At 55.1% G+C, this 12515-nt stretch carries 11 protein-coding genes; 1 reads left to right on the forward strand and 10 read right to left on the reverse strand.

The features are described 5' to 3' along the window. Positions 1 to 107: 107 nt before the first annotated feature. The 4 genes from ACRZ9X_RS19880 to ACRZ9X_RS19895 form a co-directional block, all read right to left on the reverse strand. Positions 108 to 581: a hypothetical protein gene (locus ACRZ9X_RS19880; protein WP_480521813.1), complete on the reverse strand. Its 474-nt coding sequence runs from the start codon at positions 579 to 581 to the stop codon at positions 108 to 110. Between the two features lie 52 nt (positions 582 to 633). Next, positions 634 to 1719 (reverse strand): alpha/beta hydrolase, encoded by a 1086-nt coding sequence (locus tag ACRZ9X_RS19885; RefSeq protein WP_480521814.1) that lies wholly within the window; start codon positions 1717 to 1719, stop codon positions 634 to 636. A 128-nt stretch (positions 1720 to 1847) separates the two neighbouring features. Then, entirely contained in the window at positions 1848 to 2648 is an 801-nt protein-coding gene (locus tag ACRZ9X_RS19890) for an outer membrane protein (RefSeq protein ID WP_480521815.1), read from the reverse strand. A 48-nt stretch (positions 2649 to 2696) separates the two neighbouring features. Then, positions 2697 to 4373 (reverse strand): sulfatase-like hydrolase/transferase, encoded by a 1677-nt coding sequence (locus ACRZ9X_RS19895; RefSeq protein ID WP_480521816.1) that lies wholly within the window; start codon positions 4371 to 4373, stop codon positions 2697 to 2699. A 331-nt stretch (positions 4374 to 4704) separates the two neighbouring features. On the opposite strand from ACRZ9X_RS19895, the gene ACRZ9X_RS19900 reads away from it, so the two are divergent. Beyond that, positions 4705 to 5607 (forward strand): helix-turn-helix domain-containing protein, encoded by a 903-nt coding sequence (locus tag ACRZ9X_RS19900; RefSeq protein WP_480521817.1) that lies wholly within the window; start codon positions 4705 to 4707, stop codon positions 5605 to 5607. A 117-nt stretch (positions 5608 to 5724) separates the two neighbouring features. Here the strand turns inward: ACRZ9X_RS19900 and ACRZ9X_RS19905 are convergent, their stop codons facing one another. From ACRZ9X_RS19905 to ACRZ9X_RS19930, 6 genes are all read right to left on the reverse strand, one after another. Then, on the reverse strand, positions 5725 to 7227 hold the full coding sequence (locus ACRZ9X_RS19905) for a mannitol dehydrogenase family protein (RefSeq protein ID WP_480521891.1): 1503 nt from the start codon (positions 7225 to 7227) through the stop codon (positions 5725 to 5727). Beyond that, on the reverse strand, positions 7227 to 8231 hold the full coding sequence (locus ACRZ9X_RS19910; RefSeq protein WP_480521818.1) for an ABC transporter ATP-binding protein: 1005 nt from the start codon (positions 8229 to 8231) through the stop codon (positions 7227 to 7229). The genes ACRZ9X_RS19905 and ACRZ9X_RS19910 overlap by 1 nt, the downstream gene beginning before the upstream one ends. Positions 8232 to 8243: 12 nt before the next feature. Beyond that, on the reverse strand, positions 8244 to 9074 hold the full coding sequence (locus ACRZ9X_RS19915; RefSeq protein ID WP_480521819.1) for a carbohydrate ABC transporter permease: 831 nt from the start codon (positions 9072 to 9074) through the stop codon (positions 8244 to 8246). 12 nt (positions 9075 to 9086) lie between these two features. After that, a complete protein-coding gene (locus ACRZ9X_RS19920; RefSeq protein WP_170712197.1) occupies positions 9087 to 9953 on the reverse strand; it encodes a carbohydrate ABC transporter permease in 867 nt (288 codons plus the stop codon). A 107-nt stretch (positions 9954 to 10060) separates the two neighbouring features. After that, on the reverse strand, positions 10061 to 11365 hold the full coding sequence (locus ACRZ9X_RS19925) for an ABC transporter substrate-binding protein (protein WP_480521820.1): 1305 nt from the start codon (positions 11363 to 11365) through the stop codon (positions 10061 to 10063). 94 nt (positions 11366 to 11459) lie between these two features. Continuing rightward, entirely contained in the window at positions 11460 to 12485 is a 1026-nt protein-coding gene (locus ACRZ9X_RS19930) for a LacI family DNA-binding transcriptional regulator (protein ID WP_480521821.1), read from the reverse strand. Positions 12486 to 12515: the final 30 nt, after the last annotated feature.

The raw sequence follows: 12515 nt of genomic DNA on the forward strand, positions 1-12515 counted from the left end.
AATGTGCGAGAAGACCGATCTGATTTTGTATCGCTGCAACTTCCATCTGCCCCCGCACTTGATGACTGGATCTGGGATGCGCTAACGTTCAAGGAGACGGCGTCCGGCTAGTCGCCTGCGAATTGGATGGTGATTTTCTGGTTCAACGGCAATGAGATCGAGGCGCCTTCTGCTTTGTACGTCGCCACGATTGAAACGCATTCGGAATTCACAAGCTGAATATCCCCTTTGGCAAGTCCCGGAATAAACGCACCAGCACCGCCTTTGTAATGACCAATGAAGCTGTCCAGCGAGGTCATTCCATAGACTGTGCCTTCAATTTCCCCACTGCGTAATCCCCCTTCGCCCACCTTCAGACCGCGCGCGGTGAACGGAAACTCCTGCCCATTCTCTAGTTTCAGAATGCCTTCTCCCCATCTATACCCAGCGATGAAAGCCACCGTGTTTCCCGAGAATGTGAGCGTCGCAGATTTTTCCGGATTGGCAGGGCACTCACTTTGCGCCTGAACACCCCCGGGCGATATTGAAATCATGAAAGCTATCGCTGCGGCACACCATTGGGATCGCAAAATGCCGGACATGTATTTCTCCTTTTCCTTATTCCTTTTGTTTCAGCTTGACTTTGATCCCCGGTCACTGAGAACCCGGTGTCAAAACGTCCAGTGTCCCTTCGACCGTTACGGCAATCGTCTGACCCAGCCCCAGTTTCGGACCGTCGTTGAAGCTGGCCCCGGATTTGATGGACTCTCCTATCAATTGGACCACTTGCGGTGAATTCTTGAACTTGGAATGCGACAGGGAATCCGCGTCTTCCACATCGCTGAGGTCGATAGCTATGACCCCAAGTTCAGACAACTCGCTGACATCGCTCTGCCCCAGCCTCGAGACTCCTCCAGCCACACGTCGACTTGCACGCAGGGCTTTGTCGTCATTGGACACAAGTACAATTATGTTGCGCTGATTTTCCGGGATCAGCTTGATCTGCTCCTTGAACAGATCAATGTCGATGTCGGGCGCGGCCAGAATGACATTGTTCACCTTGCCGGTTGGATTCAGCCCGGTAGTCATGACGATTTGGCGCGAAGCTTCCATGACAAGAAAGGTTCCCATGGAATGTGCAACGACATCGTAACCCTGCACGGCGGGTATATCCATTGTCTGAAACATACTCACAAGGTCATCACGAGCGACCAGCGCACTATTCAGGTCGTAGACATACTTGAGCGTGTTTGCGCTTGACGCCCAGGTAAAAAGGACCGGCACTCCGTCATAGCCGGTATCTTCGACGAACTGGGTAATCTGCAGGATCGCTTCGGTAGTATTGGTGTTGTAGCCATGCACGTACAGCAAGATCTCTCTCTGATCGGCGGGCCGCGCCCTCAGATAGGCTGCCAAATCCCCGCGAAATGCGTCACGTTCTTGGAACCGAACCGGGTCATCGATCACGAAATGCTTGGTCGGATCAGCAGGTGGTCGCGACGGCGTCTTGACCGACCCTGTCTTTCTGTTCTTTGGGACGGACACTTCGACCGCAGCAAACTGTAGTCCGCTGCCGCGCTGCCCGGAAAACAACTCATTTGGATCAGAAGACGCCGCTCGCGACGTTGCGATGAAAATGCGGTGTTTGTTGAGGTCAGGGGTGGTTTCGACCGGAACAGTCGTCTCAATCCCAACCAGATTTGGCGCCTTGCCGCACCCTGCAAGCAGAGCACAGGTCAAAAAAACAGTGACAGATTTTTCACACGGCCTGAGGAGCCCGCATCTCCAATTCCGCAGCGCCCCGGTCAGGTTTCTTGAAATGTCACGCAATGCGGTCCAGCTTTTCGATATCGAACGCATTGATACCCTCAGAAACTGTAGCCAAGTCCGATGAACGGTCCGTGCTGTTGGACATCATAGCCAAACAGCCCATCGGACCGGTTGGTCTCAAAATCCATGCTGTAATAGCGATAGCCTAACCGTATCGATGTCCGGTCGCTGATTTTCCCGCTGAATGCCCAACTGGCGCTGAAGGCCAGATCGTTGTCTTCGACACCAAACCCGCTGGCATCCAGAATGACTGCGGTCGTCCAGTCATCCGTCAGCGTCATGGCCGCACGCGCGCCTATCACCGGCTCGAACCAGGTCTCGGTTCCGCCCAGATCGATGGAATTTGACATCGGACCCGTGATCGATACTTCCTGGCGCAGGTAGTTGTACCTGACACCGGCCGAGACATCGAAGATATAGGACTGACCCGCCGCTGTAACGCCGCGCCCGAAACGGTAGGCACCCATCAGGCTCAGCCAATTCTGTTCGGTTTCGACATCCACATCCAGACCAGCGCCGACAGGTCCGGGCAACGTGACCGCCGCGTCATCCGAGATACTGAGGTGATTTCCTTCAACAATCAGGCCCCAGCTTTCGCTCCACCTTTCGTACCGCCCCGAAATCGTGAAATCGAGCACATCGAGGGCGTCTGAAAGGTTCAGGTCGATATCCGCACTCTGGCCTGCGACGGTCGACGTTCCAGTGGTCGATACAGGCGCAAAGAGATAAAGAGTCAATTCCGATGAAACCGTTCCGCTGTCGGAAAACACCGCCGTTTCTGCGATGGCCGTCGCGGGAGTCCACAGAACAATCGCTAAGCCCAAAAGGTAAGTACGCATCTTTTCTGCACCTTATCCATTTCGTTTCGTTGTTCTTCTGAACGGAATCTACTGCTGGACCGCAGCGCGCTTTACGTTGAACTGCTGGACTGCGGCTTGCGTTTCTGGTCGCAGATTCTCGATTCCCTCATATGGTACGTCTTTTGCGTTTTCTTCGTCCGGGAACTTCTGCTTCCGCGCCATGTGCCGCCCGAGGATGCGCACAAACTCCTGACCACCCCACGCGCCAACTTCTGCCGAAACGGGGTATTTCTCGTGCGTATCCCGGAAGATATCAAAGAAATCCGCGCCAATCGGATTCTCGCCCGGACCCGGCAAATTCAGTTTGAGCTTGTCTTTCACGATGGCCTTCGGAACGTTACCCGAGTAAACGATGACGCTGTCCCGGCGGGCCTTTTGTTCATCATTGAACAAAATCGTAGCCGACTGATCGACTCCATCGACAAGTCGGTCACGCGGGATGTAGTCCGTCGCGCCTGCCAGCCGCGCAAACGTGGTATAGAGATCCGAGACATGGATGATGCTGTTAAGGTTCGCGTCAGGCGCAATCATACCGGGCCAGCGAATAAAAGCATCCACACGAATTCCACCTTCGGTGGTGTCGCCCTTTCCCCCGCGATAGATCATCGGTGTGAACCCGGACTGGGGTGAGTATTTTGTAAAATGCCCATTGTCGCCCATGACAACAACAACCGTGTTGGATTCGAGGCCCAGCGTCTCAAGCTCGGCGAAAATCTCACCAAAATAGCTGTCGAGCAGTTGCATCTTGTCGACATAAAGCCCGCCATTTGCACTTTGCGGCCCGGTTCGACCGGCGCGGGTGTTGTCCAGCGGGATCATCGGCCAATATTGCAGGAAAAACGGCGCGTCCTCGGCGGCTAGACGGCGAAGTTCTTCAACGGTCTTGTCCTGAAACGCCTGGTTCATTTCATCGTATTTTTCCGCATTCCAGCGTTCGCCGGGCGTCATGCGGATTTCGTTTATGGGACCGCCCGCCTCGCCTTCAATGACCGTTGCCATGGCCGAGGCATCGGGGCGAAAAAAATCGTCAATCGTGTATTCGGGTGTGAAATCTCCGATGCCGACAGACACCTGTTCGCGAATGGCGTCATCGTTGAAAATGGTCAGCTGCCCTTGCTGGTGCACAGCGTGTTGAGCATAATCAAACCCCTGGTTCATCGCCCAGCTTTCGCGAATGTCGCCCATGTGCCATTTCCCGACATGGCTGGTGTTGTACCCAGCCTCTTTTAGGACCTCAGCCAGCGTGACTTCTTTGCCCGGAAGTCCGAAACCGGCAATATCAACGGCCGTGTCACCCATATTCATACGCACCGGCAACCGGCCTGTGGTGAACGCAACACGTGTCGGGGTGCATGAGGGCTCTGTATACATGCGCACCATCCGCATGGCCTCATCCGAGAAGGCATTGATGTTTGGTGTTTCATATCCCCTGACGGCGTTCAACTCGGGGATGCCCATATCTCCGAAACCAAGGTCATCGATCAGAAGATAAAGGATGTTTGGCGGCCTGCCGTCATTTCGCGACCGAAACTCTTCAAGGGCCGCATCGACAGCCGCATTGTCCGCAGCCCATTGATCTTGGTGCTGCGCTGCCAGGATATAGTACTCGGCATCGTGTGAAATCGGATTTTCCTGAGCCGAAACAAACGCCGGTATGACCGCAGCGACGACTGCGGCAACGGTAAAACGATATACTTTTTTCAAATCGGAACCCCTCTCATTTCAGATGGCCGAATGGCCTTGGTCATGCTGAAACCGCACATCCGAAGCCTCGTTTGCCAGCACAGTTTCCCCGTACAGAAAGACCCGCAGATCGCTCTGGCAGTCGCGTGCCATGGTTCCGTTGCCGTTCTGCGGCATCGGATAACACTTGATTGATCTTGGCTGCCCCAGTTAACCTGCGAATTACCAAAGAAAATTGCCTCTAAGGGCAGCAGATCAGATTCAGATGGACGGAAGCATCAAAAATTCGCCAACTGAACACTTCGCGCCGAATTTGTCGCGGCGTATGCTATTGCGCCCGGAGCATCCCAACATGCTTGACAGGTTCACGCCATGGGATCTGGATTTCAGACAATTGGGACCGGGTGATCTGCGATCAGAGGTCGTTCTGCACGGTGTGGCCGACTGCATGGTCAGCAAAATCCAGATGAACTGCGCTGTCCATCAGACCGGCGCTCCTCCGCAAGGGTATCTGACCTTCGGAATTCCCGACACAGATGGCCTCGACAACTGGCAGGCACAGGAGATATCCGGCGATCCCTTGCTGACTTTTGGTTCTGCCACCGGGTTTGAGAGTTGCAGCAACGAACGCCACAAAGGCTTGAACCTGGTTTTTTCTGAAGCCATGTTCATCGACTTTGCCTATGCGATCGGACTGGACGTTCCGGAGCGTGTCATGTCCACATCTGCATTTGACCCGGACGAACAAACCAATCGATTACGTTTTCTGAAACAACGGATAGAAAAGCTGCTGTCATCAGAAACCGTACTCTGGACGAAACCACTGATGGAAAGCCTGGCCCTTGACGTTTTGTCCATTTTATACGGTGGCGCAGCCGAGTATGACGACCGCCCGGTGCACAACCGCCGCTATGTCCTTGGCAAAGCAGTCGAACTGATGGCCCTTTCCGAGGAAGACATTATCCCGATTTCAGAATTGTGTCGCAAAGTCGGCGCATCGTGGCGCACCATCAACCGCGCGTTTCTGGAGGAATTCGGGGTCGGCCCAAAGGCGTATTTCAATCGTCTGCGGCTCAACCGGGTGCGATTTGAATTGGTCCGCACCAAGGGGGAGATATCTGTCGCTGAGGCCGCCAACCGATTTGATTTTTGGCACATGGGGCAATTTGCAAAAGATTATTCTGCTCTGTTTGGCGAGTTACCATCACAGACCCTGCGCCGCCTGAAATCGCAACCCGACCCGGGCTGGCGCTAAAGACATCCGTCTTTTGCTGCCTCATTAAGGCGCGCGTTAAGTGGATTTGTTCAGACTACAAGCTACACGCATAGATATTGCAACAAAAACAACGCGGACCAAAATACGCCAGATCACTCAAACCGCTTCGCTCAAATACGACTGCATTGCTGCACGGCTCCCTTCCTCCCTTATCTGACGCAACCAACGGGTAAATGCAGCCTTAAATTGCTCGTCCTTCGCCAGGTTGCCATAAAATTGCTCGGCTTCAATCCAAATACGAGGGTTATGACGTGCGGCCGTCGCCCTGCCGTGAAGAACATTCCAAAGCGGATCATTGGCGACAATCGCCGACCCATCTTCACGCGTTCCCGCACACATCCGGCACCAGAATGCCTCTGCCAGAGCGAGACCCCGAATTGATGCCTTGGCAGCCAGCGCTTCGCGCAAAGTGGGCAATAAGAAACCGGGATGCCGGGATGATCCGTCGAAAGCCACGCGTCGTGTTGTGTCTCGAATAGAGCGGTTCGCGAAACGTACGCCAACCAGTTTCAGATATTCCGAAGGAGTCATTCCCGGCACCGAGTCCACATGCCCTAGAATATCCTCGGTCTGAACTTTTTCGAAAAAAGAAGCAATCTGCGGATCATCCATACAATCGGAAATCGTTGGCATGTTGAGGATTTCCCCAACATTGGCCAGCAATTGATGGCCCCCATTCAAAATCCGCAACTTCATTTTTTCATAGCTGTGTACGTTCTTTGTGATCGTTACCCCAACGTTTTCCAAAGGCGGCCGACCCGCGCAGAAATTGTCTTCAATGACCCACTGACGAAAGTTTTCATGTGTGACCGGTGCAAGATCATCAATCCCCAACGCGTGGCATTGATCCAAGACCTCATTAGTGGTCGCGGGAACGATACAATCGACCATTGAATTGGGGAATGCGCCGTGCTGCTCAATCCAATCGGCAAGATCGGGATTGGACAGGCGCGCCAGCCTGACCACGCAATTTCGCAAAATCGTTCCATTGCCCTGCAGATTGTCGCAGCTTAACGCCGTGAACGGCGCCAACCCCGCCAACTTACGCCGGTTCAGCGCCGCGACCAAAGCGCCAAACACCGTACGGGGCTGATCGGGGTTTCGCGCGTCATACTGGATATCAACATGGGTCTCATCGAATACACCGGTGTTGGCATCCAAATAATAGCCCCCCTCTGTCACCGTGAGAGACACAATCCTTATGGCAGGTTCAGCCATCTGTTGGATTAGCGGTCCATTATCGGCCTGAATTGGCAGATAATCTATCATCGGCCCGATAATTTCGGCCGAGACACCGGATGGGTCAAGCTCGATCAGCGTGGTCAAATAGTCTTGCGCACGCAGATTTTCCCGCATCTGCACGTCATAATCCCGAACCCCCGCGCCGATCAGCGCCCAATCCCGCGCCTGACCGAGTTGCATCAATTCGTGGATGTACCACGCCTGGTGCGCGCGATGGAAATTGCCTACACCAATATGAACGATACCCGGAGACAGATCCTCAAATCTATAAAGCGGTGTCCTTATGTCTGAAGGCACCTCCTCTAACCGGTCGCGGCGCAACCTGGCCGTTATGTGTCTTTGCGGCACGGGTTTCATCATTCGAGCCGTAAGCCTTCCGCATCAAAACGGTGGATTACGTCCGCACGTGGCGTCAGGTGGATGCGGTCGCCATGACGGAACCCGACCTCGCCATCGGCGCGTACAGTGATCGTTTCAGCCAGCCCGGTTTCATGTACGTGAAAGAACGTGTCAGAGCCGAGGTGTTCCGATACACTGACTACGCCCGACCATGTGCCGTCGCTGTCTGATACAGCGATATGTTCCGGACGGATGCCGATGGTGTGGGCGTTGTGTTTGACGGCTTCATCTCCCTGAATGAAGTTCATTTTTGGCGAGCCGATGAACCCGGCAACGAACAGGTTGCGCGGTGTTCTATAAAGCTCTAGCGGAGTGCCCACCTGTTCAATCACACCGGCCTGAAGGACGACGATCTTGTCGGCCATTGTCATGGCTTCAACCTGATCATGCGTGACATAGATCATCGTGGTTTCAAGCCGTTCATGCAGCTCGCTGATCTCAAGTCGCATACCGACGCGCAGAGCGGCGTCAAGGTTCGAGAGCGGCTCGTCGAACAGAAAGGCCGCTGGTTCGCGGACAATGGCTCGTCCGATGGCCACCCTTTGGCGCTGGCCGCCGGACAGTTGGCCCGGACGGCGATCAAGGTAATCGGCAAGGTTCAGAACACTTGCCGCGCTTTCGACACGCCGATCGATCTCGGCCTGTTCCAGTTTTGCCATGCGCAGTGGAAACGCGATATTCTTGCGCACCGACATATGCGGATAAAGCGCGTAGGACTGAAACACCATCGCCAATCCGCGTTTGGCAGGCGGTACATCGGTGGCATCCACCCCGTCGATCTCAATATGGCCACTGGTGATGTCCTCTAACCCGGCGATCAGGCGCAGCAGGGTGGATTTACCGCAACCTGATGGGCCGACGAAGACGGTGAACTCGCCATCTTCGATGGTCAGGTCCAGCGGGGGAATGACCTGCACGTCGCCGAAGCTTTTGGTCACGGACTTGAGTTGAATGCGTCCCATGTGTCGGGTTCCTTATTTCACAGCGCCGAAGGTCAGGCCGCGGACAAGTTGTTTCTGGCTGAACCAGCCAAGGATCAGGATTGGTGCAATCGCCATGGTCGAGGCCGCGCTGAGCTTGGCAAAGAACAGACCTTCGGGACTGGAATAGCTGGCGATGAAGGCGGTCAGCGGGGCGGCGTCGACCGCTGTCAGGTTGAGGGTCCAGAACGCCTCGTTCCATGCCAGAATGAAGTTCAGCAGCACGGTCGAGGCGATGCCGGGGATGGCCATGGGGGTGAGGACATAGAGGATTTCCTCTTTCAGCGTTGCACCGTCCATCCGTGCGGCTTCCAGAATCTCGCCCGGAATTTCGCGGAAATAGGTGTACAGCATCCAGACGATGATCGGCAGGTTGATCAGCATCAGAACAACGACCAGCCCTCCGCGACTGTCCAGCAGGCCCAGTCGGATGAACAGCAGGTAGATCGGATATAGAACGCCAACTGCAGGCAGCATCTTGGTGGACAGCATCCACAGCAGAATGTCCTTGGTGCGTTTGGATGGGACGAATGCCATCGCCCACGCGGCAGGCACCGCGATGATCACGCCCAGTATGGTCGATCCCCCGGCGATTATGACCGAATTCCACAAGAACCGCATGTAATCGGAACGCTCTTGCACGATGGCGTAGTTCTCAAGCGTCCAATCAAAGTTCAGGAACAAGGGCGGGCTGGCAATCGCCTGCGCCTCGGTCTTGAAGCTGGTCAGGATGGTCCAGAGGATCGGGAAGAAGATCAGCAATCCAACGGCCCAGGCGAAGGCGGTGTTCAGCGATTTGCGGCGGGTTGTGACAGCGCGGGCCATGGTCTTATCTCCTCACGCGTCCAGGTTCTTGCCGACGATGCGCATCAGGAAGATGGCAACGATATTGGCAAGAATGATGGCGTAGACACCTCCGGCTGATCCGAGGCCGACATTCTGGCTTTCCAACACGCGCTGGAAGATCAGGTAGGTGAGTGTACGGGTGCCGAATGCGCCGCCCGTGGTCACGAAGATCTCGGCAAAGATCGACAACAGAAAGATCGTCTGGATCAGGATCACGATGGTGATCGCGCGGCTCAGATGCGGCAGGATAATGTGGTAAAAGCGTTTCAGCGGTGGCGCGCCATCCATCTCGGCGGCTTCCAGCTGTTCGCTGTCCAGCGACTGGATCGCCGTAAGCAGGATCAGCGTGGCAAAGGGCAGCCACTGCCAAGACACGATCATGATGATCGAGGTCATGGAGGCCTCAGAGAGCCACGAGATCGGCTCGGCCCCGAAAAATCGCCACAGATGGGCCAGCAGGCCGTTCACCGGGTCCATGAACATGTTCTTCCAGACCAACGCGGATACGGTGGGCATCACGAAGAACGGGGCAATCACAAGGATACGAACAACACCTTGCCCCCACATCGGCTGATCCAGCAGCATTGCCAGCAAAACGCCCAGAACAACCGTAATGACCAGCACGCCTCCGACGATCAGCAGGGTTGCCTGTACAGCGGGCCAGAAGGTGCTGGAGGAGACGAACCGGACGTAGTTGTCAAACCCGACCCAGCCCAGATCGCCACCGCGAAGCGGCAGGTATTTCTTGAAGGAGAAATACAGAGTCATCGTCAGCGGCACGAGCATCCAGCCGAGCAGCAGGACCACTGCGGGTGCCATCATCAGGCGGGCAACGGATCTGGAATGTTGGGTAGCCATGACGCAAGACCTCTCTGTTCAGGCATAGCCTAGCCTGCGAGAAAAACGCGGAGTGTGGAAGTGGGGAGCAGGGGACAGATCGCCTGTCCCCCACTGGGGAGGATGCCTCAGTACCCTGCGGCTTCCATTTCTTCGGCGGTGAAGGCCTGCGCTTTGGCCAGCGCCTCATCCACCGTTTGCTGTCCGGCATAGACCGCCGAGAATTCCTGGCTCACCTGCGTGGCGATGCCTGCGAATTCCGGGATCGCGACAAACTGGATGCCAGTGTAGGGCGTCGGTTGCGCGCAACAATTTTGTGGATCAGCCAGAAGGATGGATTCCAGTGTCATCTTCGCGAATGGAATATCCTTGTAGTTGTCATTCTCATAGAGCGAGGTCCGCGCGCCCGGAGGTACGTTGGCCCAGCCTTCGTTTTCAGCCACCAGCTCAATATAGTCCTTCGAAGTTGCCCATTCGATGAACTGCTTGGCTGCATCTTCCTGCTGGGTCCCGGCCGGGATCGCCAGCGCCCAGGCCCAGAGCCAGTTGGCGCGTTTGTCGACACCCTCCGAATTAGGCGCAAGCGCAAAGCCCACCTTGTCGGCAACCGTCGAGTCGTCGGGGTTGGTTACAAAGGATGCCGCAACCGTGGCATCAATCCACATGCCGCACTTGCCCTGTTGGAACAGTGACAGGTTCTCATTGAATCCGTTTGTCGCATAGCCCGCCGGGCCGGATTCACTCATCATATCGACGAAGAAGGTCAGCGCCTCTTTCCATTCGGGCTGATCAAACTGAGGCTTCCAGTCTTCATCAAACCAACGCGCACCGAAGGAATTACCGGTCACAGTGATAAAGGCCCCGCCTTCGCCCCAACCAGCCTTACCGCGCAGGCAGATACCGTTGATGTCATTGTCCCGGTCAGTCATGGCCGCAGCCGCTTCGCGGATGAACTGCCATGTGGGGGCTTCGGGCATCTCCATGCCCGCTTTTTCCATCAGGTCAGTGCGGTACATGATCATTGAGCTTTCGCCATAGAACGGGGCAGCGTACAGCGTTCCTTCGTGGCTCAGCCCGCCAGCCATCGCAGGCAGAAGATCGTCAACGTCATATTCGGCGGACATCCCGTCCAGCGGCACCAGCCAACCATTTGCGCCCCAGATCGGCGTTTCGTACATACCGATGGTCATGATGTCGAACTGGCCACCCTTGGTGGTGATGTCCGTGGTCACGCGCTGACGCAGCACGTTTTCTTCCAGCGTCACCCATTCCACATCAATGCCGGTCGCCTCGGTGAATTTGTCGGTATAACCCTGCATCCGGATCATGTCGCCGTTGTTCACGGTCGCGATTGTTATGGATTGCGCATGGGCTGCTGCCGTGGCGACGAATGTCAACGCAGTCGCCGCACGAAGTGCGTGTTTCAAATACATCCCTGTCCTCCCTGAGCTTGGATGTGGTGCAGGGACCGTAAAGGATATCTTGTCGCGCCGTCAATAAAAACTTTACGCGCGTTAATTTTTAGACTTAGGCAGACTCCCTTAAAACAAGCCGCGCCGGGAACAACGTTTCAGTGCGCTTATCAAATTTCCCACCACTTTCAATCAGTTCGAACAAAGCCTCCACACTGCGACCCGCCACATTGTCATAGTCATGCGCGGCCGTTGTCAGCGACGGACAGGTAAACTTAGAGAATGGATGATCATCATTCGAGGCGACCCGCAACGAACAATCCGGCTGTCGGCCAACGCGAATCCCCATTTCGTAACTCGCGGCCAAAAAGCCGATGGCCAAACGATCATTGCTGCATAGGACCGTGTTGGTTTTTAGCATTTTCTGTTCAAGAACCTTTCGCGCACCTTGATGGCCAATCTCTTCAAACTTCCACCCTTCGCCGTCGATCCTGATGACATGAGGCTCAAATCCCAGGTTTTCCATAACCTCAATAAACGCGTGACGTCGCTTGTTGGCGTTTGGATTTGCAGGGGTTCGCATCTCGAAAAATGAGGGGGGTTCTCCGGTGCGGGTCAGATACTCGACCGTCTGGGACACAAAACTGAAATTGTCCGAGCCGACAAAAGCCGCCCCGAGCCCTTCGAGGTTGCTGTCAAACAAAACGGTCGGAACATTGGTGCAGAACTTTTCGATCGCCGATCTGTCTGACGCGCGCCCCAATGGTGCCAACAAAACGCCTGCCGGCTTCATGGACCGCAGACTTTCGAGAATTTCGTTCTCCAGTTTTTGTTCGCCATGCGAGCTAAAAAGCGTGGGCCTGTAACCCGCCGCAATACAGGATTGTTCAAGATATCTGGCGATTTCGGCAAAAAACGGATCTGCCAGATAAGGCACGACAATCCCGACATTCTTTGTCAATTTCCGATTTTGGTTAATGGCATAGATATTCGGTCGATAGTCGAACCGTTCCAGAGCTTCTTCAATACGCGCGCGGGTACTGGCGCGAACACTGTCGGGATCGTGAAAATATTTGGAGACGGTCGGTCGCGAAATACCGCTGAGCGCCGCGAACTCCTCCATGTTTCTTATCTTGGTCATGGCCTCGGATGTGCGCGTGAATTTATCGTA

The organism is Ruegeria sp. AL1, assembly GCF_056540905.1.